The 24,793-nt window shown below is 40.0% G+C and carries 21 protein-coding genes; 10 read left to right on the plus strand and 11 right to left on the minus strand.

All coding sequences use genetic code 11. The annotated features are described in order from the left end of the window. Window position 1: 1 nt before the first annotated feature. The 3 genes from E0H87_RS00205 to E0H87_RS00215 all read right to left on the minus strand — a co-directional run bounded on the left by E0H87_RS00205 (window position 2) and on the right by E0H87_RS00215 (window position 4,654). The gene (locus tag E0H87_RS00205) at window positions 2-436 is read right to left on the minus strand and encodes an HIT domain-containing protein (protein WP_100241678.1); all 435 of its coding nucleotides are present in this window, start codon (window positions 434-436) and stop codon (window positions 2-4) included. 223 nt (window positions 437-659) lie between these two features. Beyond that, window positions 660-4,118 carry a transcription-repair coupling factor gene (gene mfd / locus E0H87_RS00210; RefSeq protein ID WP_131321297.1) on the minus strand — a complete coding sequence of 1,153 codons (3,459 nt, stop codon included), beginning with the start codon at window positions 4,116-4,118 and terminating at the stop codon, window positions 660-662. 179 nt (window positions 4,119-4,297) lie between these two features. Further along, the gene (locus E0H87_RS00215; RefSeq protein ID WP_131321299.1) at window positions 4,298-4,654 is read right to left on the minus strand and encodes a hypothetical protein; all 357 of its coding nucleotides are present in this window, start codon (window positions 4,652-4,654) and stop codon (window positions 4,298-4,300) included. Window positions 4,655-5,397: 743 nt separating this feature from the next. On the opposite strand from E0H87_RS00215, the gene putP reads away from it, so the two are divergent. Further along, window positions 5,398-6,909, plus strand: a complete 1,512-nt coding sequence (putP, locus tag E0H87_RS00220; protein ID WP_131321301.1) for a sodium/proline symporter PutP — start codon at window positions 5,398-5,400, stop codon at window positions 6,907-6,909. Between the two features lie 46 nt (window positions 6,910-6,955). On the opposite strand, the gene E0H87_RS00225 is transcribed toward putP, so the two are convergent. Then, window positions 6,956-7,447, minus strand: coding sequence for an Lrp/AsnC ligand binding domain-containing protein (locus E0H87_RS00225; RefSeq protein WP_131321303.1), 492 nt, complete (start codon window positions 7,445-7,447; stop codon window positions 6,956-6,958). Between the two features lie 118 nt (window positions 7,448-7,565). Between E0H87_RS00225 and putA the strand changes: the two genes are divergently transcribed. From putA to E0H87_RS00240, 3 genes are all read left to right on the plus strand, one after another. Next, window positions 7,566-11,315, plus strand: coding sequence for a trifunctional transcriptional regulator/proline dehydrogenase/L-glutamate gamma-semialdehyde dehydrogenase (gene putA / locus E0H87_RS00230; protein WP_131321305.1), 3,750 nt, complete (start codon window positions 7,566-7,568; stop codon window positions 11,313-11,315). Window positions 11,316-11,538: 223 nt separating this feature from the next. Then, window positions 11,539-12,621: a tRNA (uridine(54)-C5)-methyltransferase TrmA gene (gene trmA, locus E0H87_RS00235; RefSeq protein WP_131321307.1), complete on the plus strand. Its 1,083-nt coding sequence runs from the start codon at window positions 11,539-11,541 to the stop codon at window positions 12,619-12,621. Between the two features lie 239 nt (window positions 12,622-12,860). Continuing rightward, window positions 12,861-13,088 (plus strand): hypothetical protein, encoded by a 228-nt coding sequence (locus E0H87_RS00240; protein ID WP_131321309.1) that lies wholly within the window; start codon window positions 12,861-12,863, stop codon window positions 13,086-13,088. 66 nt (window positions 13,089-13,154) lie between these two features. On the opposite strand, the gene E0H87_RS00245 is transcribed toward E0H87_RS00240, so the two are convergent. Continuing rightward, complete coding sequence (locus E0H87_RS00245; protein ID WP_205677733.1) at window positions 13,155-13,700, minus strand: phosphodiester glycosidase family protein; 546 nt, start codon at window positions 13,698-13,700, stop codon at window positions 13,155-13,157. Between the two features lie 351 nt (window positions 13,701-14,051). Between E0H87_RS00245 and E0H87_RS00250 the strand changes: the two genes are divergently transcribed. Next, complete coding sequence (locus tag E0H87_RS00250; protein WP_131321313.1) at window positions 14,052-14,588, plus strand: lecithin retinol acyltransferase family protein; 537 nt, start codon at window positions 14,052-14,054, stop codon at window positions 14,586-14,588. A 94-nt stretch (window positions 14,589-14,682) separates the two neighbouring features. Here the strand turns inward: E0H87_RS00250 and E0H87_RS00255 are convergent, their stop codons facing one another. Further along, complete coding sequence (locus E0H87_RS00255) at window positions 14,683-16,407, minus strand: glutamine--tRNA ligase/YqeY domain fusion protein (RefSeq protein ID WP_131321315.1); 1,725 nt, start codon at window positions 16,405-16,407, stop codon at window positions 14,683-14,685. Between the two features lie 167 nt (window positions 16,408-16,574). Here E0H87_RS00255 and E0H87_RS00260 point away from each other — a divergent pair, with 167 nt between their 5' ends. Together E0H87_RS00260 and E0H87_RS00265 are read left to right on the plus strand one after the other, a co-directional pair. Then, window positions 16,575-17,084: a peptidylprolyl isomerase gene (locus E0H87_RS00260; protein ID WP_131264372.1), complete on the plus strand. Its 510-nt coding sequence runs from the start codon at window positions 16,575-16,577 to the stop codon at window positions 17,082-17,084. Between the two features lie 87 nt (window positions 17,085-17,171). Further along, complete coding sequence (locus tag E0H87_RS00265; protein ID WP_131321317.1) at window positions 17,172-17,891, plus strand: UDP-2,3-diacylglucosamine diphosphatase; 720 nt, start codon at window positions 17,172-17,174, stop codon at window positions 17,889-17,891. A gap of 63 nt (window positions 17,892-17,954) precedes the next feature. Here the strand turns inward: E0H87_RS00265 and hpaI are convergent, their stop codons facing one another. Continuing rightward, window positions 17,955-18,752, minus strand: a complete 798-nt coding sequence (hpaI, locus tag E0H87_RS00270) for a 4-hydroxy-2-oxoheptanedioate aldolase (protein WP_131321319.1) — start codon at window positions 18,750-18,752, stop codon at window positions 17,955-17,957. 274 nt (window positions 18,753-19,026) lie between these two features. Between hpaI and nfsB the strand changes: the two genes are divergently transcribed. After that, window positions 19,027-19,680 carry an oxygen-insensitive NAD(P)H nitroreductase gene (gene nfsB / locus E0H87_RS00275; RefSeq protein ID WP_131321322.1) on the plus strand — a complete coding sequence of 218 codons (654 nt, stop codon included), beginning with the start codon at window positions 19,027-19,029 and terminating at the stop codon, window positions 19,678-19,680. Between the two features lie 292 nt (window positions 19,681-19,972). Here the strand turns inward: nfsB and E0H87_RS00280 are convergent, their stop codons facing one another. The 4 genes from E0H87_RS00280 to E0H87_RS00295 form a co-directional block, all read right to left on the minus strand. Further along, window positions 19,973-20,839 (minus strand): DMT family transporter, encoded by an 867-nt coding sequence (locus E0H87_RS00280; RefSeq protein ID WP_131321324.1) that lies wholly within the window; start codon window positions 20,837-20,839, stop codon window positions 19,973-19,975. Between the two features lie 88 nt (window positions 20,840-20,927). Further along, window positions 20,928-21,965, minus strand: a complete 1,038-nt coding sequence (gene fba / locus E0H87_RS00285; protein WP_131264377.1) for a class II fructose-bisphosphate aldolase — start codon at window positions 21,963-21,965, stop codon at window positions 20,928-20,930. A gap of 120 nt (window positions 21,966-22,085) precedes the next feature. Further along, entirely contained in the window at window positions 22,086-22,346 is a 261-nt protein-coding gene (locus E0H87_RS00290; protein WP_131321326.1) for a hypothetical protein, read from the minus strand. A 141-nt stretch (window positions 22,347-22,487) separates the two neighbouring features. After that, window positions 22,488-23,675 (minus strand): phosphoglycerate kinase, encoded by a 1,188-nt coding sequence (locus E0H87_RS00295; RefSeq protein WP_131321328.1) that lies wholly within the window; start codon window positions 23,673-23,675, stop codon window positions 22,488-22,490. Window positions 23,676-23,812: 137 nt separating this feature from the next. Here E0H87_RS00295 and E0H87_RS00300 point away from each other — a divergent pair, with 137 nt between their 5' ends. Both E0H87_RS00300 and E0H87_RS00305 read left to right on the plus strand, forming a co-directional pair. Beyond that, window positions 23,813-24,196, plus strand: a complete 384-nt coding sequence (locus tag E0H87_RS00300) for a DUF2237 family protein (protein WP_131321330.1) — start codon at window positions 23,813-23,815, stop codon at window positions 24,194-24,196. Beyond that, window positions 24,196-24,786 (plus strand): Maf family protein, encoded by a 591-nt coding sequence (locus E0H87_RS00305; RefSeq protein ID WP_131321332.1) that lies wholly within the window; start codon window positions 24,196-24,198, stop codon window positions 24,784-24,786. Before E0H87_RS00300 ends, E0H87_RS00305 begins: the two co-directional genes overlap by 1 nt. The last annotated feature ends 7 nt before the right edge of the window (window positions 24,787-24,793 follow it).

The following is a 24,793-nucleotide window of genomic DNA, read 5'->3' on the forward strand; positions in this document are numbered from 1 at the left end:
ATCAATCCATGCGCCAGTCAAATGGCATCTCACCTTGACCACGTAGAGCAAGCATTAATGTTTGACGCATATGCGCAAGAACTTCATTCGTATATGGAACTGCTGGTGTGCCCCAAACTGGTTTAGGCCAAGCCACGTCATTTTGATAACGAACCACATGATGGAAATGCAACTGAGGAACCATGTTACCCAATGCTGCAACATTCATTTTATCAGCACGGAATACACGTGCAAGCTGACTAGATAACCAACTTGATTCACGTAAGAATTGCTCTTGATCTGCCTGACTCAATTCATACAGCTCAGTTACGCCAGGTACACGCGGAATAAGAATAAGCCAAGGAAACTGCATATCATTCATTAAACGACATGTAGAAAGCGGAAAATCGCCTACAAAAAATGTATCTTGAGCAAGTTGTGGATGCAAACTAAACATATCTTTATAAATGATGCAAAATTAGAATGATGGTTAATACTATCACATCAAACTAGAGCTGAGTATTCTATAAAAGGTGTTTCATTGCAAATAAATCACTATTTTATATGATATTGATCACATTTAACACTTTAATAATTTTTCTAAATAAATCAATTGCTTCTTTGGCTATCATTCCAATCTTACTTTTAGAAAGTCAAGCCAAAGAAGTACGCTCTAGAGACTAATTTAACTCTTTAATCAAACTCTCAAGTAACTCATTAATAAATTGGATTCTTTTTTGAAAATCCTCCAACATCACCATGACTTTTAGGCGCTGACCTCCTTCCATGCGAAAGAAAGTCGGATGTTTTTGCATCATACTAATGATACTCATCGCCTGCACGGGTGTATCTTGTGAAAATTCGATATAGCCTCCATTGGTATTAATATCTATTTTAGTAATACCAAGATGTTCGGCTTTAAGGCGCAATTGATGTACAGCAAACAATTGCTTCACTGGTTGTGGTGGAATACCAAAACGATCAATCAATTCCATACGAATATTATCGAGTTTTTCTTGCTGATCTGTATTACTAATGCGCTTATAAAAAAGAAGTCGTTGATGTACATCTCCCAAATAATCATCTGGAATTAATGCAGGCATATGTAGATTGATTTCAGCCGTTAATGACAATGGTGCATCAAAGTTTGGCGTTTTGCCCTTCTGAATTGCTTTGGTCGCCTTTTCGAGCATTTCCATATACAAGCTATACCCAATCGCTTGCATAGAGCCACTTTGCTGCTCACCAAGTAATTCACCAGCCCCACGGATTTCAAGATCTTCTGTTGCCAACATGAAGCCAGCACCTAATGTTGCGGCACGCTGAATGGCATCGAGTCGTTTTTCCGCATCACCTTTCAGTCCTTTAATAGAAGGCACTAACAGATAAGCATAGGCTTGGTGATGCGAACGTCCAACACGTCCACGTAATTGATGTAACTGTGCCAAACCCAACTTATCGGCACGTTCAATTAAAATTGTATTGGCATTCGGGACATCAATCCCCGTTTCAATAATGGTTGAACAAACTAGAACATTATATTCTTTATGATAGAACTGTTGCATGACTTGTTCGAGTTCACGTTCTCGCATTTGCCCATGCGCAACTGCAACGCGTGCTTCAGGTACAAGCTCGCGGAGACTTTCTGCCGCCCTTTCTATGGTCTCAACTTCATTATGCAAGAAGTAAACTTGCCCGCCACGAAGCAGTTCACGCAAAATCGCTTCTTTTACCGACTCTGATGTATGTTCTTGTACAAATGTTTTTACAGCTAACCGACGCGCAGGTGGAGTCGCAATAATCGATAAATCACGCATCCCGCTAAATGCCATATTCAAAGTACGTGGAATTGGCGTTGCTGTCAGTGTCAGCATGTCCACATCAGCGCGCATCGCTTTGATTCGCTCTTTGTCACGTACACCAAAACGATGTTCTTCATCTACAATCATTAAACCCAGATTCTTAAACTGGACATTCTCTTGCAGAATCTTGTGAGTACCCACCACAATATCAACTTTACCCTCAGCCAAATCTTCGATGATCTTGAGATGAGTTTTGCTTGAACCAAAACGGGATAACACTTCAATACGAATTGGCCAATCTGCAAAACGGTCTTTAAATGACTCAAAGTGTTGCTGAGCCAACAAGGTGGTCGGAACCAACACAGCGACTTGTTTATTGTTTTGAACTGCTAAAAAGGCCGCACGCATAGCCACTTCAGTTTTACCAAAACCGACATCACCACAAACCAGACGGTCCATAGGCTTGGCCAATTGCATATCATGCAGCGTTGCTTCAATGGCATTGGCTTGATCTAGAGTTTCTTCATATGCAAATCCACTCGCAAATTGCATATACAAGCTATGATCTAACTCAAAACTGATGCCTGGTTTCGATTGACGTCTTGCCTGTATGTGGAGTAATTCTGCGGCAACATCATGAATTTGCTCTAAAGCTTTGCGTTTTGCTTTATTCCAAGCATCTGTACCCAGTTTATGCAATGGGGCTAAGTCAGGATCACCACCACTATATCTGCTGATTAAATGCAGATTCGTTACAGGGACATACACTTTAGCTGCATCGGCATAATCAAGTTGCAAAAATTCATGCTCCTGATCATCAATACTCAGCGTGATTAAACCTGCATAACGCCCAACCCCATAGTCTATATGTACGACTGGTGCGCCAATACTCAGTTCAGTCAAACTTTTAATCAGAAACTCTTCTGAAACTTCCTGCTGACGCTTACGGCGGCGCTGTACTACGCGATGTTCATAGAGCTGGTTTTCTGAAATTACACTCAATTGCCCTCGAACGACCAGACCACGGTCAAGCGGTGCGTTGGTAATTGCAATTGCTTGTAAGGATTGCTGGAAATCAGCAAAGCTTTCGACACTTGGAATATCACCTAAAAAAGGTCGCAAGGCATCTTTTAAAGTTTCACGTCGACCTGCACTTTCTGCAACGAGTAAAACTGGATGATTCACTGCATCTAAATATTGCTTTACAGCAGCAAATGGTTTTTCTTGCTTAGGGTCAACCGCTAAACGTGGTGGCGTTTCAGTATCTAAATTGATCGCTCCAGCGCGTTCTTCTACCGCTTCAGCAGATGCAATAACACGAGCAAATTTATTTAATTGTTCCAAAACAACGTTTGGCGAAAGAAATAATTCTTCGGGTGGCAAGATCGGATGATCAACATTATGCCGACGGTCTTCATAACGTCGAAGTACTTCTTTCCAAAAACTGGATATCCCCTCATCCAACCCATTATCTGTAATGACAATGCCATTCTGTGGTAAGTACGCCATAAGTGTACTTTGGCTTTGCATCAAGGACTTTTCAAAAAAAAGCGGTAAATAAAACTCAAGACCTGGCGAGGCAATACCCTCTAGTACATCTTGGTAAATTGGATTCTTTTTTGGATTTGCCGTTGGGAAACTTTCTGCATAACGATCTCTGAATAAAGAGCGTGCTTCTTTAAGTGGAAACTCCTTGGCTGGAAGTACACTAAATTTTTCTAAATTTTGCGTAGTACGCTGTGTTTCAGGATCAAAGAATTTAAGCGTGTCAATTTCATCATCAAAAAGGTCAATACGTATTGGTGAATTTTGCCCCGATGCGAAAATATCCATAATACTGCCACGCACAGCAAATTCACCATGATCATATACCGTATCAACCAGATGATAGCCTGCCTGAATCAAGCGCAGTTTTTGCTTTTCAATATCAAATTTTTGTCCAATCTGAATATCAAAATGCTCTCCCAACACCCAAGAAGTTGGTGCAACACGTTGTGCTAACGTTGAGGCAGAAACCAACAATACCCCTTGCTGTGGCATGTTGGACAAAATAGCTAGACGTTCCGAAACGATATCTTGATGAGGAGATAGGCGGTCATAAGGCAAAATTTCCCAATCGGGAAAAATTGTTGGCTTTAGCCCATAAAACTCAAGCTCACTTTCCAACTGTGCTAAGTGCTGACTATTCCGTGCAACAAGGATAAAAAGTTGCTGATGTTGTTTTGAGATTTCTTTAAATAATAGTGCAGCAGCTGAACCTTGTAGTTGTCCGATCCAGCGTTTGTCACCTGCTTTCAACTTAGACAGATTGAGTTGAGCAATTTCTTGTTGGAACATGTAGATCGCTTTTTAGAGATAAGTCACTGAGTTACAATCTTATCATGCAGCTAAAAGTACATAAAATTTTTATGCAGTTATATCGTGACTGAATCTAACACAGCGATTGCGCTGTATGATGCGACTACATTAATGAATGACATGTTTGATATATAGGTTTTACTTTTTAAGTTCTAAGTTTATTTCTCTCGAATAAAACTGCGATAGTAATCATTCAGTTTTTTTACGATATTCTTAAATTGGCGTAAATTCTCTTCAGTATTGCCTAAACGTGCGACAAATCTCTGTTGTGTAATTTCCAAATCAATCTTTTCATTAATTAACATGGCTGCGTAATAAAGTGCTTGCAGATCATCAAACTTATTTAAGCGACGATTTGAGAAGTATTCTAGCCGTTCAGCCAGCTCCTGATTTAGAACGATTCCATCTACTATATAGCCCTGCTGTTGATCAAACTGAATCGCATGTTCCAACAGGTAAGCTTCCTCCTCTTTCACTTTAGAACTTTTAAATACATCTTTAAGCTTGTTCAGCATCTCAGCACACCCCACCAACCTTTTGAATGACTATTATATAGTGCAAATACTTAAGTCTTTCGTTCGGCAAGATTTAATCGCTAGTTTTTATTCACTTAGACCATCAATGCGCTATATTCGCACCATGCAAATATTGTGTTCACTCTAATTTTTTACCTCTATAAATGGAAATAGGACGGGTACTTTTACCCTCCCAGTCTCTTCACTATTTTGAAGTAAAAAAATCATTGGAAAACTAGAGAATAACTATACAAATGTAGAATATAGAAGAGTAAAATCAAACTTGGCAAAATTTAATTGAAAAATATAGCAATATCAAAATTGCTCTAAAAAAGCTTAATTTTTAAGTTTCATGGCTTGATTGCTGCAAAAGAAGAAGTCAATTAAAGCTATCTAACTAATATTTCTTGCAAATAAAGATAAAACTTATTGTTGTTTTATGTAAACAGAATCATTTTTTTGAAGAAATTCCATCTATATAGGCTAAATTATCATCAAATATGGTGAATAATCATCTTTTCAAAGCATTCATTCTTTAAAAAAAGCCATTTTACATATTCTCAGTCTAATTTTTTGTCATTTTTAGTTTTGTAACTAAAATTACATTTCGCTACACAAAATGACTATAAACACCCTAGAAATGTAACAGTAAGTAATTTTGCTTTTATGATTGAATCACCTCCTCGCTATTGCAGCTCAAAAAATCATCTTGGATTGATGGTTTTAGTACAAAGGATGGGCATATGAGTCAAGTGAACCCTACATTAATCACCTTTATTTTTTACATTATCGCAATGGTCGGTATTGGCCTATATGCCTATAAGGCAACTTCAGATTTCTCTGACTACATTTTGGGTGGACGTAGTCTTGGAAGCGTTGTAACTGCACTTTCTGCAGGTGCATCAGACATGAGCGGCTGGTTGCTCATGGGTTTACCAGGAGCAATTTACCTCTCTGGTCTCTCTGAAGCGTGGATTGCTATTGGTCTAATTATCGGCGCATGGCTAAACTGGCTTTTAGTGGCAGGACGTTTACGTGTTCACACTGAATTTCAGAATAATGCACTGACCTTACCAGATTTTTTCACTGGTCGTTTTGGTGATAAAAAGCGTGTATTACGTATTATTTCAGCATTCGTTATTTTAATCTTCTTTGCTATTTACTGTGCTTCGGGCATGGTTGCTGGCGCACGTTTATTCGAAAGCTTGTTCGGATGGAACTACTCTACTGCCCTTTGGATTGGTGCACTCGCAACAATTTCATATGTATGTATTGGTGGTTTCCTTGCAGTAAGCTGGACGGATACATTCCAAGCAGGCTTAATGATTTTTGCCTTGTTGTTAATGCCAATGATTGCTTATCTTTCTATTGATAACCATAGTCAACAGTTTGGTGTATTGCTTGAAGCTGCTCGTCCACAAGCGTGGAATATGCTTGAAGGGCTGAGTACCGTTGCGATTCTATCATCAATGGCATGGGGCTTAGGCTATTTTGGTCAACCACATATCCTTGTACGCTTTATGGCAGCCGATTCTGTGAAGACGATTCCAGCTGCACGTCGTATTGGTATGGCTTGGATGATTTTATGTCTTGGTGGTGCAGTAGGTACAGGCTTTATTGGTATTGCTTACTTCCAACAGCACCCAGAACTCGCAGCCGTTGTTTCTCAGAACCCTGAAACAATTTTTATGGAATTGAATAAAATTTTATTTAATCCATGGGTGGCTGGTATTATCCTTGCTGCAATTCTTTCAGCTGTTATGAGTACTTTAAGCTGTCAGCTTCTAGTTTGCTCAAGTACCTTAACTGAAGATTTGTACAAAGCATTTATCCGTAAAAATGCAACGCAAAAAGAATTGGTTTGGGTTGGTCGTTTGATGGTTATCAGTATTTCTATCCTTGCGATTACTCTTGCTCAAAACCCAGACAGTAAAGTTTTAGGTTTGGTGGCTTATGCTTGGGCTGGTTTCGGTGCTGCATTTGGTCCATTGATTATCTTGTCTTTGTTCTGGAAGCGTATGACACTGAATGGTGCAATCGTGGGTATTCTTGTCGGTGCAATTACCGTGATCGTATGGAAAAATACGATGGGTTATACTGGCTTGTATGAAATTATTCCGGGCTTCATTCTATCGTTCATCAGCATTATTGTTGTGAGCCTTCTTGGTAAAGCGCCAGAGAAAGAAGTGATTGACCGTTTTGAACAAGCAGATGCTTTTTACAAACGTGAGATGGCTGAATTGAAGAATAAATAATTCTTCGTACAGTTAAAAAATAAAGGGGCTAAATGCCCCTTTATTTTTATCTGCTCTTTTTAATTTTCAGGTTCAACTTTGCACTTTCTTTAATGACTTCCATAACAGGATAGCTTCGGGTTTCTTTAATACCGGGTAACTGCCAAAGCACCTGCCCTGATATTTTACGAAACTCTTCCATACTGGCGCAGCGGATCTTTATAACAAAATCAAATCCACCACTGGTCATGTGACATTCAACAATTTCTGGATACTGCATCACTGCCTCGCAGAACTCATCTAATACATTTGGTGTGGTTTTATCGAGTAAAATCTCTACAAAGACCACAAAATTTGAATTCAACATCGCAGCGTTTAACTTGGCTTCATAACCAAGAATAAACCCATCTTTACTGAGCTTCTGTACCCTTGCCAATACTGCCGTTGGTGACAAGTTCACTTCTTCTGCCAATTTAATATTCGATATTCGACCATCGTTTTGCAGAATATCTAAAATTTTAATATCCGTTCGATCAAGCGATAAGATTTGGCTAGACATCTGAATTAATCTCTAAAAATAAAGGAAACTATAGTGAGTTATTCGGGTTTATTTCTGTGATCATTAATTATATACGGCAATTTGCTTAACTCAATCTTTTCAGTCACAGGAAGTTGGCATGAATACGATCATCTCCCCAATTGATGGAACAAAGCCTCATCAAGACTATATTACGCTTTTCAAAGAAAAGACTGCTTATGAAACAGAGATAAACACTGCTTGGCGCCGTGCCGAATCTGAATGTGTTGAAAATCTACTTGAGCATAGCAAAATTTCAGATGAATTGAATACGCGTATTCAAGACTTAGCGTTTAACCTTGCACACACTTTACGTGAACGTAAAAGTTCTGCGGGTAAAGCAGGTATTGTACAAGGTTTATTACAAGAGTTCTCTTTATCTTCTCAAGAAGGTATTGCGCTCATGTGTCTTGCTGAAGCGTTATTACGTATTCCTGATACTGCCACACGTGATTTACTCATCCGTGACAAAATTAACCAAGGCAACTGGAAAGACCATGTCGGTCAAAGTAACCTGATGTTCGTTAATGCCGCTGCGTGGGGCTTAATGTTAACAGGTATGCTGATGGAAACGCCTAAGCAAGCCAGCCTTTCTAGTATGCTTACGGGCTTAATTGCACGTAGTGGTCGTGGCGTAATTCGTAAAGCAGTAGACGTTGCTATGCGTATGATGGGCGAACAGTTCGTTACTGGCGAAACCATTAAAGAAGCATTAAGTAACGCTGAGCGTCTTGAAGATAAAGGTTTCCGTTATTCATACGACATGTTGGGTGAAGCTGCATTAACAGATCACGATGCAGAACGTTATTTCAATGACTACACCAATGCAATTCATGCCATTGGTCAAGCCTCTACAGATAAAGACGTTTATAGCGGCCCAGGTATCTCAATTAAGCTTTCTGCTTTACATCCACGTTACCAGCGTTCGCAAACTGAACGTGTACATAACGAACTTTATAGCAAAGTTTTGGAATTAGCACGTTTAGCTAAAGGCTACAACATTGGTTTAAACATTGATGCTGAAGAATCTGACCGTTTAGAGCTTTCTCTTGAGCTTTTAGAGCGTCTTTGCTTCGAACCAGAATTGGCGGATTGGAAAGGTATTGGCTTTGTCATTCAAGCATACCAAAAGCGTTGCTTCTACGTTGTAGACTATATTGTTGATCTTGCTAAGCGTAGCAACAAGCGCCTAATGATCCGCTTGGTGAAAGGTGCTTATTGGGACAGCGAAATCAAGAAAGCACAAATTGAAGGCATGACCGACTACCCTGTATTTACGCGTAAAGTACATACTGACTTGTCTTACATTGCTTGTGCAAAAAAATTATTGGCTGCACCTGAGCAAATTTATCCACAATTTGCGACACATAATGCGCAAACTGTTGCCACCATTTACGAATTGGCAAAACCTGAACAATATTTTGCAGGTCAGTACGAATTCCAATGCTTACACGGCATGGGTGAGCCTTTATACGAGCAAGTCGTTGGTCCAAAATCTGAAAAGAAATTAGACGTTCCTTGCCGTATTTACGCACCAGTCGGTACGCATGAAACTTTATTGGCTTACTTAGTACGTCGCTTACTAGAAAATGGTGCAAATACATCATTTGTAAACCGTATTGCCGATAAAACCTTGCAGATTCAAGACCTGATTGAAAATCCACGCGAAACAATCTTAACGTCTGCAAAACAAGAACAAGCGGTTGGCTTAAAACACCCTGCTATTCCATTACCACAGAATTTATACGGTGCATTGCGTCAAAACTCTTCAGGTGTTGACTTAGCCAATGACAGCGAATTATTGAGTTTAGACACCACAGTTCAAAACTTAATGTCTCAGCAATGGGCAGCTCAATCAATGGGTCCTGATTTAGCTGAAATTACTGCGGCTGCAGAAGTCGCTGTAATTAACCCTGCTGTTCATACAGATCAAGTGGGTAACGTAAAAGAAGCATCTGCTGAACACGTGAACCTTGCACTGGCTAATGCTGCAAATGCACAAGCTGCTTGGATCAATACGCCTAAAAATGAACGTGCTGCATGTTTAAACCGTGCTGCCGACATTATGGAAAGCCGCATTCAAGAGCTTATGGTTTTGTTATGCCGTGAAAGTGGTAAAACATATGCCAATGCCATTGCTGAAGTACGTGAAGCTGTAGATTTCCTCCGTTACTACGCTGCACAAAGCATTAACTTGGCTGCAAATGCACAAATTGAGTCATTAGGCACCGTATTGTGTATTAGCCCATGGAACTTCCCGCTTGCAATCTTCAGTGGTCAAATTTCTGCTGCACTTGTTGCGGGTAACACCGTAATTGCAAAACCTGCTGAACAAACGCCGCTTATTGCTGCTCTAGCAATCCAAATGCTTTGGGAAGCAGGTGTTCCAGAAGCTGTTGTACAATTAATTCCTGGTCGCGGTGAAACTGTTGGCGCACAACTCAGTGCAGACCCACGTATTCAAGGCATCATGTTCACAGGTTCTACTGAAGTTGCGAAAATTCTTCAGAAAACAGTTGCGAAACGCTTAGGTACAAATGGTCAACCTATTCCGTTAATTGCGGAAACTGGTGGTCAAAATGCCATGATCGTGGATTCATCTGCATTAACTGAACAAGTGATTTTAGATGTTGTGAACTCGGCTTATGACAGTGCTGGCCAACGTTGTTCTGCTTTACGTATTTTATGCGTACAAGAAGACAATGCTGAAAGCGTAATTCGTATGTTGAAAGGCGCCATGAAACAGTTAACTGTAGGTAATCCTGCATTGCTAAAAACTGACATTGGTCCAGTGATTGATGCTGAAGCACAAACCAACATCCAAAACCACATTCAAAAAATGCGTGGTAAAGGTTATGCGGTTCATCAGTTCATGCATAACAAAGATGCTGATGCAAGCTTGACGCAAGGTACATTCATTCCGCCAACGTTGATTGAATTACCGAACTTAAACGACCTTGAGCGTGAAGTCTTTGGTCCTGTATTACACATCATCCGTTACCCACAAGGTAATGTGAAAGCTGTAGTGGATCAAATCAATGCGAAAGGCTATGGCTTAACCATGGGTTTACATACACGTATTGATGAAACCATCAACACTGTAATTCATCACTCAGAAGTCGGTAACTTGTATATCAACCGCAACATCGTTGGTGCTGTTGTTGGCGTACAACCTTTTGGTGGTGAAGGCTTGTCTGGTACTGGTCCAAAAGCGGGTGGCCCTCTTTACATGTATCGCTTAATGCAAGAATGCAGCGCGAAACAGTTGAGTACACCATTTGCAGTAGGTAAAGTATTACAAGCTGCACCGAAAAATGAAGTACATGAACAGTTCTGTGCATGGGTTAAACAGCAATTCCCACAAGTGAAATTGCCTGAAGTCCCTGCGCTTGCTTCTGGTCAAGTGTATGAACTGAACGGCCCTACAGGTGAAAGCAACCAATATACGATTGTTGCACGTCACTGTGTATTGTCTCTTGCAGAGCAAGAACAAGACCAATTGGTTCAATTAAATGCAATTTTTGCAGTGGGTAGCCAAGCTGCTGTGCTTGCAGACAATGTATTTGCATTAAAACATATGTCTTCTATGCCTAAAGCTGTTGCTCAACAATTCAAAGTAATCCAAAGCATTGCAACGGGTGATTTTGATGCAGTTCTGCACCACGGTACAACCACTCAAGTACTAGAGTTACAAGCGACGATCGCTCAACGTGCAGGTGCTATTGTGGGTATCACCCATTTACAGCCTGCGGAACAAAACATTCCTGTTGAACGTCTTGTGATTGAACGTGCAATCAGTATTAACACTGCCGCTGCTGGTGGTAATGCAAGCTTAATGACTTTGAACTAAGGTTTAAAAGCATCCTGTTCAAGGGTTATCTTTCCCTTACCAAGCCATTACTAGTCTAATGGCTTGGTTTCTTTTTATTTAGGGGAGCATCAGCATCCTTATTTTCATCTTTGATTAACTCAGTTTTCTATATTTTCATATAGAGTTGCCGAATTCGCTTAGTCTTCTTCTGCAAACTTTGTTACCATCCCTGTTTTCTACGTTTTATTATTTTTGACTGCATATGACTTCATCTTATCAGCAACAACTTGATGCCAAAGTTGAACGTATTTCTGCACAATTTGCCGAATTCAATCCCCCTTCACTTTCTGTATTTGCATCTCCAGAACAACATTTTCGTATGCGCGCAGAATTTCGTATTTGGCATACAGATAACGATATGTTCTATGCGATGTTTGAGCGCGATGAACAACAACAAAAACAAGTGATTCGTATAGATGAATTCCCAATTGCCGATGCCAGCATTAATCAACTGATGCCTGTGCTTTTGGCTGAACTAAAAAGTCACGATGCTCTATCAAAACGTTTATTTGAAGTTCACTTCCTTGCTACCCTAAAAGGTGAAATGCTTGTTTCACTGATTTATCGCTGCCCACTTGACGAACAGTGGCAAGCATTAGCCAAACAGCTTGCAGAAAAACTAAATATTAAAATTATTGGCCGTAGTCGTGGTCAAAAGGTTGCGCTGTCTGATGAATTTGTGGTCGAAGAACTACAAGTTTCCGAGCGTAAATATCAGTACAAGCAAATTGAAAGCAGCTTTACCCAACCGAATGCTCAAGTCTGCCAAAAAATGTTGGAATGGGCGTGTGATGCTGCAAAAGAATCTTCAAAAGACTTATTAGAACTGTATTGTGGTAATGGCAACTTTACCTTACCACTGTCTACTCGCTTTAATCGTGTGCTCGCAACAGAATTAGCAAAATCGTCTGTCTACGCAGCGCAATGGAATATTGAACAAAATCAGATTGATAATATTCAAGTAGCGCGACTTTCTGCTGAAGAATTTACCCAAGCCTACAATGGCGAACGTGAATTTAGACGCTTACAAGAAGCACAAATTGATATCAGCAGTTATGATTTTGATACTGTGTTTGTTGATCCACCTCGTGCTGGTATTGATGATGAAACGCTCAAATTATTACAGCGCTTTGAACGAATTATCTATATTTCATGCAACCCAGACACTTTACATGACAATTTAAAGAAACTGGCTCAAACCCACAAAGTGACTCAATTTGCCTTGTTTGACCAATTCCCTTATACACATCATGTAGAATCAGGTGTGTTACTCGAAAAATTGTAAAAATTAATTTTACTGAGACATCATATCCTCAAGTCATTTAAAACAATAACTTGAGGATTTTTATTTGAAATAAAGTAGTTAATTTCACCATACATTTAGACCTGTCATAAAACCGTTAAATCTTGCCATTATGATTGAAATTTTGCGTGTTCAACTGCTGCTTTTATCACTTAGACCATCTTGCATTATTTATAAAATTGGCTATATTTCGTTCTATGTTATTCATGAATGAAGGCTCTATGAGTTTTTGGCAAAAATTGTTTACTGCACCTCAGCAGTTGAATGAGCACAAGAATCAAATCGCATGCGTCGAAAATGATTGCTCATGTAAAACAGATGAACAACTGTTAAAGGCTCTTGCTCAAGCCACAGATGATGATGTCATCATTGGTATTAAACGTGTCCTAGCCTCTCGTGGGTATAGCCGCAAAGAGCTCAATGAAATCACCCGCTCACCATTACAGTGATGTCGATTTCGTCATTAAGAAGCATTGGTTTAACCAATGCTTTTTTATTTTCAACTTCAAAATTTTCTAGCTACAAGACTGATCTTCAATATAGGCGAACATTGGTCCAAATGGACTACTCTGAGTATTGATATCCTTCTCCGCCAGATACATCGCTGAAATTGAGCCATCCAGATATAGAGCCTGTTCTAACTTTAACTTCTGTTGCATAAAACTTGCTAAAGCATAAAAACTTACAGCTTGCTCAGTCAGCACAAAATACAGCACTTGATCTTTGATCCCCACGGCGTTACGTATTCTCAAAGATGCACTTTCTGCCATGAAAATTGGATTGATCCGCCGATTAGACACCAGCATCGGCCCTGACTGCGTTGCATAATCCGCTTTGAATTTCTTCTTGGTATATTGCGGACTATTTAAAATGATCGCCTGTTTACTGTTCCATGCCAATACACCATTGGGCTGTAAATAAAAATTCCCCCATCCACGATGCAGATTCAGTGGAAATAACTTTTTGTTATTTGCAATATATAAACCTACAGGATGGAACGTGTGATGAAACATGCCCGCATTCATTGCAAACAGCATTTGCTCACATTGTCCGAGTTGCATGGGTATATTGGCGAAATAATTAATGGGTGTTTTACTCTCCTGTTGATTTAGAAACAAGCGTAGCTTGGATAAATCATGGACTTCAACTACTGTAAAATTGAGATCATTATATTCGTGCGTATAACTTTTGACGTGTGCTTCTGATTGTATCGACAACAAACTGAATAGAAGTATGGCGCTAAGCTGAATCTTTTGCCTGAATCTTGTATACATACCCTCAAACACTCTTTAGCCTCTTGTTTTTATTTTATTGCTTTTTGTAGCATTCACATTCAACTATTCACTTATCTTCATCATTCCAAGTAAACTACATGCTAATATACAGCTGTAGTTTATTCGTTTAGTGTAGCAATGCATCAACAGAAAAAACAGTTTCCTATTGGGGCACATCTGGTGGTAAAACACTTCGCCTACTCGCATCATGGAATTTATATTGGGCGTGGACGTGTTATCCATTATTCAGGTTTTGCCCACTTCTATAAAAAAAGACCGATTGAAATTACGACTCTGGCAGAATTCTGTCATGGTAAAAAAATTGATGTCGTGCAATATCAACATCCTAAATATTCAGGTCGCAACGTCGTACGTCGTATGCGCTCACGGATGAAAGAAAACCACTATCACCTGATTATGAACAATTGCGAGCATCTCTGCACTTGGGCAATTACTGGGGTAGAAAGCAGCCCTCAAGTTATTCGGATGATGAACCGATTAACCACGATTGGTTATGTCAGCTCAATCATGAGCTATATGAATAGTATGTTGCTTACGATTACCACAACGTGCTTTGCACTTGCGCTTTACATTAAAAAGAAGCTGCGTGATAAAGCCAAAATGCAGAGACAAACTTATTTATTTTTCAAAGATCAAGACCATAAAAATCGTTGATTTGATCCCTTTTACGATTCTATTTTGAATGAAAAGACATGAAAAAAGCCCCTTAACTTGAAGTACAGGGGCTTTTTTCAATTCAAATCAGGCTTTATTTACCTGGTTTAAAACTGTCTTTTAAATCTAAAATACGGTTAAACACTGGCTTTTCAGCAGTATGGTCATAACGATCTGCAACAAAGTAACCCTCACGTTCAAATTGGAAACGTTGTTCAGGTTCTGCTTGTGCCAACGCTGGCTCAATCACTGCTTGTACCACTTGTAACGATTCTGGGTTTAGATGGGCCAAGAAATCATCGGTTGCATCTGGCGCCGCTTCGGTAAACAAACGGTCATAAATGCGCACCTCAGCAGGAATACCTTTGCTTGCCGATACCCAATGAATGACACCTTTCACTTTACGACCTTCAGGGTTCTTACCTAAAGTTTCAGGATCAATTGAACATTTTAGTTCAACCACTTCACCGTTTTCATCCTTAACCACTTCATCACACTTGATCACATAAGCATGGCGTAAACGCACTTCACCCTCTGGAACTAAACGTTTGAAGCCTTTCGGTGGAATTTCTTCAAAATCTTTACGATCAATATAGATTTCAGACGTTAACGGAATAACGCGCTCACCCATATCTACGTTTGGATGACGTGCATGCACCAAGTCCAAAGCTTCAGGTAAATTCGTTAAAGTGACTTTTAGTGGATTCAAGACTGCCATACCACGACCAGCCGCATTTTCCAGCGATTGACGGATACAGAACTCAAGCATTGCAACATCTACAATACCATCGGTCTTAGTCACACCTACACGCTTACAGAAATCACGTAAGCCTTCAGGTGTAAACCCACGACGACGCATACCCACGACTGTTGGCATACGAGGATCATCCCAACCATTGACATAACCGCCTTCAACCAATTTACGCAATTTACGCTTTGAAGTAATGGTGTAATCAATGTTTAAACGGCTAGATTCGTACTGACGTGGAACTGCGGCTGAATGCACTTTCTCAATCACCCAGTCATAGAATGGACGGTGATCTTGGAATTCCAATGTACATAAAGAGTGAGTAATGCCTTCAATTGCATCAGACAATGGATGAGCGTAGTCATACATTGGATACATTTTCCATTTGTCGCCCGTTTGATGGTGCTCAGAATGCAAAACACGGTAAAGAATTGGATCACGCATATGAACATTTGGAGATGTCATGTCGATTTTGGCACGTAAAACCGCTTCACCTTCTTTCGTTTCACCATTACGCATTTTTTCAAAACGCTCAAGGTTCTCTGCAACTGTAGCATCACGGTAAGGAGAGTTTTTACCCGGCTCAACAAAGCTGCCACGATTTAATTTAATTTCTTCAGGCGTTTGCAAATCCACATAAGCATCACCTTGTTCAATCAATTGCACAGCCCATGCATATAACTGATCAAAATAACCCGACGCATAACGTGGTTCATCTTTCCACTCAAAACCTAACCATTTTACATCGTTGGCAATACCATCAACATATTCTTGTTCTTCGGCATCAGGGTTCGTATCATCAAAACGAAGATTACAATAACCATCAAATTCTTGTGCAATACCAAAATTTAGGCAAATCGCTTTTACATGACCAATATGCAAATAACCATTCGGCTCTGGCGGGAAACGCGTTACAACGGTTTGTGTACGCCCAGATGATAAATCGTCAGTAATGACCTGACGTACAAAATCCAAGCCAGGCTGTTGTTCTTGCTGCGCAGCATCGACAGAGGCATGATTACTTGGTGTCGGGTTATTTGGCAGAGATGCAACAACATCATTTGGCTTCATAGTAGATAGATCACTTCTAAAAATAAAAAACAGGATATTTTAAACGCAATTTCAGTATTTTTAACAAAGAAATGTACGTTTTTACTTGCCTTGTAGTTTACAGTTTGCTTATGCTTCTCTCAACCAAAAACCCATGGCTTTTATGTCCATGTTAAGGAGATTACACAATGAGTTTTCCTCAAGTCGAATTAAACACCAATAAAGGTCGTATTGTTCTAGAGCTTAACGCTGAAAAAGCACCTAAAACAGTTGCTAACTTTTTAGAATATGTTCGTGACGGTTTCTATGACGGCGTAATTTTCCACCGCGTGATTGATGGTTTCATGATCCAAGGTGGCGGCATGGACGAAAACTTCAAAGAAAAAGCAACGCGTGACTCAATTGAGAACGAAGCGGACAACGGTTTGAGCAATGATGCTGGTACGATTGCAATGGCGCGTACTCAAGCACCTCACTCTGCATCTGCTCAGTTCTTCATTAACGTGAAAAATAACTCTTTCCTTAACCATACTGGTAAAACAGCACAAGGTTGGGGTTATGCAGTATTTGGTAAAGTTACTGAAGGTCTAGATATTGTAGACGCAATCAAAAACGTACGTACTGGTAACCGTGGTTACCATGCAGATGTTCCTTTAGAAAACGTTGTAATTGAATCTGCAAAAATCATTTCTGAGTAATTAATCTCCCTAAATCCCTCTTTAAAAAAGAGGGACTTCCTCCCTTAGTAAAGGGAGGTTAGGAGGGATTATTTAAAGGACAATAGCGTGACCTATCTGTTTATATCGGATTTACATTTGTCACCCGATCACCCTCGACTTGTTCGAGGGTTTTTCGCTTTGCTTAAAGAATATCAATTTAAGCAAACCCAGCTCTATATTTTAGGTGATTGGTTCAATGCTTGGATTGGTGATGACTATACTGCCCCGTGGTTAGATGAAATCGTTACGGCTTTACAAGATTTTCACACCGCAGGCAATCAAGTCTATTTCCAAGTGGGTAATCGTGATTTCGCCTTAGGTCAAAAATTTCTCGATCAGTTTCAGGGTATTTTGTTACCCGACTGCCATGTCTTAGAAATTAACCAACTTAAGTTTAGACTTGAACATGGCGATGCCTTATGTACCGATGACATTGGCTACCAACGCTTTAAAAAAGTGATTCGCAATCCTCTAGTCCTTGGCTTTTTGCGAAAAACCCCGCTCAGTTTCCGTACCAAACTGGCTAATGGCTTCCGAAAGAAAAGTCATGCTGCTCAGCAGTTTAAAAGCTATGAAGTGATGGATGTCAACCCTCAAGCGGTTACTCAGGCTTTGGCGAATGTAGATATATTAATTCATGGACATACCCATCGTGCGGCCATTCATGAACAAGAGGGTAAAAAGCGCATTGTCTTGGGTGATTGGAGAGAAGATTCAGCACAAATTTTGGTTGTTGATCCAAAACAACAGGACTTAATATTAAAGTTAAGTACGTTTAGCTACTAAGCATTCCGACTTTTACTTTTCTGTGCCTGACTTAAGCACCATTTTTACGATACATCCTCAGAATTAATAGCCACCTTCTACCCGCATTTTCTCACTGCTCTTTTTATACTTCGCCAACAATGCTCTTAATCCATTCATTAACACACTAGTATCCACACCAACAGCAACAAACTCAGTTCCTAATTCGATGTATTTCTGCGTGACTTCATCTGTAGTGGATAAAATCCCTGCCGCTTTTCCTGCTGCACGTATTTTCTGTATTGCTGAGATGACAGCTTTCTGAACCACAGGATGGTTTGGATCACCTTGATAACCCATCGTTGCAGATAAATCGACCGCCCCAATAAAGATGCCATCAATCCCTTCGACTTTAAGAATATCATCTAAATGACTTAAGCCTTGTACTGACTCAATTTGAATCAGCAAACAAATTTGTTCATGTGCATTTGCATAATAATCAGGAATACTGTTCCAACGCGTTGCTCGAGCCAATGCTGCCCCTACGCCACGAATTCCTTCTGGTGGATAGCGTACCGCTTTTACCATAAGCTCTGCCTGTTCAACGGTTTCCACCATGGGAATTAATAGGGTTTGTGCTCCAATATCCAATAATTGCTTAATTAATTGCACACTGCCAATGGGTGGACGTACCACTGCTTGTGAAGAATAGGCAGCCATACTTTGCAGTTGTAATAATGTGGTTCTTAAATCACTCGGGGCATGTTCACCATCTATCAGCAACCAGTCGCAACCTGAGTTTGCAACAATTTCGGTCGCATAGGCATCTGCTAAACCGACCCAAAGTCCGATTTGCTGTTGGCTTTTTAATCTTTGCTTAAAATGGTTAATGGTGTCAGGCATCATGATGAGCTAGGTTTAAATGGCATGATGTGAGAAGTAAATCGTTTTCCAGCGTAAAATACCAATATTGATTTTCTATTTAATCATCGTATTCACCACTTAATCCTGCATAATTCTGCATAATTCTGCATAATTCTGCATAATTCTGCGCTTATCTCATAATCGAACAAGCTTTGATAGAACAGATATGAACGATGCTTGAATCTGTCCAATGAAACGATTAATGTGAATATTCCGCTAATGACAGCATCCATTTGACCTCGGAGTGATTTTCATGGATCTTTTGAACATTTCAAAAACTCGTTATACCACTAAGGCTTACGATCCTTCCAAGAAAATTCCACAAGAGCAATTTGAACACCTCCTTGAAATTTTACGTTTAACGCCTTCTTCAATAAATATTCAACCTTGGCATTTCTTTATTGCCGATAACCAAGCAGCCAAAGAACGCATCGCCAAAGCTTTGGTGGGCAAATATGCCTACAATGCACCAAAGGTATTAGATTCATCACATACCATTTTGTTTTGCACCAAAGCAGATATTACTGAAGAACATTTAGAAAATTTATTGGCACAAGATGATGTAAGTGGTCGTTTCAAAGACGCTACTGCCAAACAAGGTCAAAAGGACAGTCGTACAGGCTATGTCGATTATTACCGTAATGAAAAAGGTGATATTCAACGTTGGGCTGAAAATCAAACCTTTATCGCACTCGGTCAAATTTTACTTGCAGCAGGGATTGAGCATATTGATGCTACCCCTATTGGTGGTTTTGATGAGGAATTATTAACTAAAGAGTTACAACTTACAGAAAAAGGCTTAATTCCCTCTGTGCTATTAACACTGGGTTATCGCAGTGAAACTGACTTTAATGCCAAACTACCAAAGTCTCGTCTAAAAAAAGAAGAAGTTTTCACCAAGCTGTAACGGTTTTATTGCAATGATTAGGGACAATTCATTTGTCCCTTTTTTCTCTAAAGGAACGAATCTTGCTTAATTAAGATATAGATTCTACCTAATCAGAGGTCAGCAATGTCTTTATTTGTAAAGCTTCCAATCAAATTTGAATGTAAACACTGTCAACATATCTATTTTTATGCTTATGCACAGTCTACTTTACATAAACCACGCTGCCCAGAATGTCATCACACTGGCTTACTTCTGGGTGTTGCGGAAAAAACTGACTTATTCCGTTTTCCAATAACGTGGGTTGCTACCTCTATGAAACAGTCATGGCATAGGCTAAACAAAGCACACTCATAATCCCTAAGCCCAGTCCTAAGCTGGTACTGGTTTTCAGTTTTTCTTTAAAGAAAATAACACCACTCAATACCCCCAACAACACCACTAAAATATTCATCCCTGCAAATACCAGTGCGGGGCTATCTTTAAGCAACATGTGTGCTTTAACGTATAGCGCGATATTGGCAAAATTAAGCACCCCCAAACATAAACCAAATAAAATATTTGTGGCTGACCCAATTTGTTTTGTCGTTAATACGACATATAACAGTGAAAATATAAAGGCACAGATAAACATTAAGTTTAAAGCAACAGAAAATTGCACACCCAGCCCTGTAGTGTATTTCAGTAAAATATCCACCAAGGCATACCCCACCCAGACACTTGCCAAATAGAACATACCAGAGGAACTAGAACTCGCTTGAGCATGATTGCTACGATGTGAATAAATAATACATAAGACTGCTGTAATACCTAAACCAATCCCAATAAGTTTGAGTGAGCTAAACTGCTCATTAAAGATAAAATAGGCTGCCGTAAGTGACAAAACCACTGAAAGACGTTGTGCAACTTCAGTTTTGACAATACCTGCCGTTTGTAATGACTTAGATAAGCATAAAAATACACTCGGTAATAATATGCCTAGACTGAGAATAAGCCACCATGGTGTATTGCTTGGAGAAACATGGCTCAAATCAGGTTTAAACCAATAGAAACATAAAAGACTGGCGATGGCATAATTCCAGCAAATCATATGCATGTGATTCAAACCTTTAGCCTTACAAACTTTAAGTAGTATAGATACCAATACGCTGCAAAGTGCTGCCGCAAGGATCAGTTCCATTAAACACCTTCCCCATTTTCCCGCCAATCATATAAAAAAGCCCACATAATTTATGTGGGCTTAAATTTATAAATAATTTGTGGAGCGATTATTTATAACGTTCAACCATTTTCTCTAAAGAAATTGGACGAATCTTGTCGGCATTGCCCGCAGTACCAAATGCTTCGTAACGATCAACACAGATCTGCTTCATTGCATCAACAGTTTTTGCGAAGAATTTACGAGGGTCAAATTCGCTTGGTTGTTCTGCCATCATACGGCGCATTGCACCCGTAGATGCTAAACGTAAATCTGTATCGATGTTGATTTTACGAACACCGTGTTTGATTGCTTCAACCAATTGCTCAACAGGAACACCATAAGTTTCTTTGATGTCGCCGCCATACTGGTTAATTACAGCCAACCATTCTTGTGGCACAGAGCTTGAACCATGCATTACAAGATGCGTATTTGGAAGTGCCGCATGAATTTCTTTAATGCGGTCAATTGCCAAAATATCGCCTGTAGGTGGACGCGTAAATTTGTACGCACCATGTGAAGTACCCACCGCAATTGCAAGTGCATCTACATTGGTATCTGCAACAAACTGACGTGCTTCTTCAACTGAAGTTAAAAGTTGAGAATGATCGAGAACACCTTCTGCGCCCACACCATCTTCTTCACCCGCCATACCTGTTTCAAGGCTACCCAAACAACCGATTTCACCTTCAACAGAAACACCGCACGCATGCGCCATTTGTACTGTGCGACGTGTTACATCAACGTTATATTCATAAGTCGTTGGTGTTTTACCGTCTGCACCCAATGAACCATCCATCATTACTGATGAGAAGCCCAATTGAATTGAACGTTGGCATACGTCTGGATCTGTACCATGGTCTTGGTGCATTACCACTGGAATATGTGGCCATTCTTCAATTGCAGCCAAAATAAGGTGACGTAAGAATGGAGCACCTGCATATTTACGCGCACCCGCTGATGCTTGTACGATAACAGGTGAGTTTGTCGCATCTGCTGCAAGCATGATTGCGCGCATTTGTTCTAAGTTGTTTACGTTGAATGCTGGTACGCCGTAAGCATGTTCGCCGGCGTGATCCAAGAGCTGGCGCAATGAAATAAGAGCCATAATGTCCTCCCAGGTAATGCGACATATTCTACATGCTCAAAGGTTTCAATTCAGCAACAAATAACACAATTTAAAAAAAATCCCTGCAATTGCAGGGACCTTCACAGAAAATACGATAATTTATTGAGCAGCAGCCTGTGAAGCTTCAGCTTCTGTTGCAGGAGTCGCAGCATCTGCATCTGCATTGGCAACTTCTGCAGGCACATCTGTATTCTTTTCGTCCATAACCGGCTTATCTAATGAATCGATTGCAGCTTGTTGCTCTGGAGTAACTTTTTCTTCTACTGCTGCATCTGTTTTCGGTGCTTCATCTTTTTTTGCACAAGCAGTTAAAGCCAATGGTGCGATTAATAAAGCAACAAGTGTTAATTTTAGGTTCATCACATTATTCCTACAACAGGTGATTTAATAGGCGTGATTTTATTTCAAAGATATTACAGTTTGATGACCTAAAGATGAATGCAATAAAAAAGGCTGACCAGAGTCAACCTTTTCATTTATTTCATCTCATTCGATGATTTTTTAAGCGCGCTCTAAAAGAACCGCTACTGCTGGAAGTGTTTTACCTTCAACAAATTCAAGGAATGCACCGCCACCCGTTGAGATATAACCAATTTTGTCAGCCACTTCGTATTTGTCGATCGCAGCTAAAGTATCACCACCACCTGCAATTGAGAAACCTTCAGATTCAGCAATCGCAAGAGAAAGTGTTTTCGTGCCTTCACCAAATTGATCAACTTCAAACACGCCTACTGGACCGTTCCAAAGAATGGTTTTTGAAGTTTTTAAAATGTCTGCAAACGCTTGTGCTGTTTCTGGACCCACGTCCAAAATCATGTCATTGTCAGTCACATCTTCAACTTTTTTCACAACAGCTTTTGCAGCAGCCAAGGAGCCTAGGAAATCATCAAAATTGATTTCGCTAGCATCAGCAACAACAACATCAGTTGGAAGTGGTACAGATACTTTTGCAGCAATCGCTTTCGCAGTGTCGATTAAATCATTTTCACACAATGATTTACCTACGTTATAACCTGCTGCCGCCAAGAATGTATTGGCAATACCACCACCGACAATCAATTGATCACAGATATCTGACAATGACGTTAAAACATCAAGTTTAGTCGATACCTTAGAACCTGCAACAATTGCAACCATTGGCTTTTCAGGGGTTTGTAGTGCACGACCTAATGCATCAAGTTCAGCTGCAAGAAGCGGTCCTGCTGCTGCAACAGGTGCTAAACGTGCAACACCTTCAGTTGATGCTTCTGCACGGTGCGCAGTACCAAATGCATCCATCACGAATACATCGCAAAGCGCAGCATATTTTTGTGCAAGTTCAGGGTTATTTTTCTTTTCACCGTGGTTAAAACGGCAGTTTTCCAACAGAACCACTTGACCTGCTTGAACTTCAACGCCATCAAGATAGTCAGTAATTAACTGAACGTCTTGACCCAATGCTTCTGTTAAATAAGCTGCAACAGGAGCTAATGATTGTTCAGCTTTTGGCTCACCTTCTACAGGGCGACCAAGATGTGAATACACCATGACTGCTGCACCTTTATCTAATGCAGCTTTGATTGTCGGTAATGCAGCACGTAAACGTGCATCACTGGTAATCACACCATTTTTAACAGGAACGTTTAAGTCTTCACGAATAAGAACTCGTTTACCTGCTAAATCAAGGTCAGTCATACGCTGAAAATTCATGTATAGCTCTCTGAATATATAAAATCGGCACGATTTTAAATGATTATGCAGAAAAAGGTTAGCTTCTTTTGTATAAAAGCTGCCGAAAGCGTTAGTTTTGATTATGATATTGAAAAGCCACAAATTGATTCACTGCTATGTCATTTCATCCAGATCCTAAAATTAACCGCTTAAATGTATTTGGCGAACCCTTAGCCAGTTGTTGTTTTGACCCGATTACGGGTTATTTCCGCAATGGATTTTGCCATACTGCAACGACCGATTTAGGGCAGCACACCATGTGTGTACAAATGACTTCAGAGTTTCTAAATTTTTCACAGAAAGTTGGCAATGACTTAATTACGCCTTTACCCGAAGTTGGTTTTCCTGGTTTACAACCTGGCGATTTCTGGTGTATTTGTGTGACACGTTGGGTTGAAGCTTATCAGGCGGGTCAAGCACCTCCTGTTAAAATCCATGCCTGCCATCAAGCCGTTCTTTCTTATGTTCCACTGAATGTATTAATGGATTATGCCATCTGATGAATACCCAAATCATTCTGGCTTCAAGCAGTCAGACACGCAAAGATTTAATGGATCGCTTAAAGATTCAATATGATTGTGTTGTACCAGATATTGATGAATCACCGCGTGGTGAATTACATGCAGATGATTTGGCTCGTCGTTTAGCCTTTGAAAAAGCCAATGCTATTGCACAAAAACATCCTGACTCCATTGTCATTGGTTCAGATCAGGTGGCTTGGCGTGAAGGTGCCCCAGATATTTTTATTGGCAAACCGCTCTCGGCAGATAAAGCCATTCGTCAGTTACAAGCCAATTCTGACAAAATCGTCTATTTCAGTACCGCACTGAGCGTACAACAACATTCAACTGGGTTTGAACAAACACTGGTAGAACACTACAAAGTTAAATTTAGAAAACTGAGTTTGGCTGAAATTGAACGTTATGTCGCGATAGAGCAACCGCTATATTGCGCGGGTAGCTTTAAATGTGAGAGTTTGGGTATTAGTTTATTCGAACAGATGATTGGACACGACCAAACGACTCTCATGGGTATGCCCATGATTCAATTGTGCCAAATTCTCCGTCAATTAAATATTTTAGTTCCTTAATTTAGGC

It is taken from the genome of Acinetobacter sp. ANC 4178 (assembly GCF_004331175.1).
Lineage (GTDB): Bacteria > Pseudomonadota > Gammaproteobacteria > Pseudomonadales > Moraxellaceae > Acinetobacter.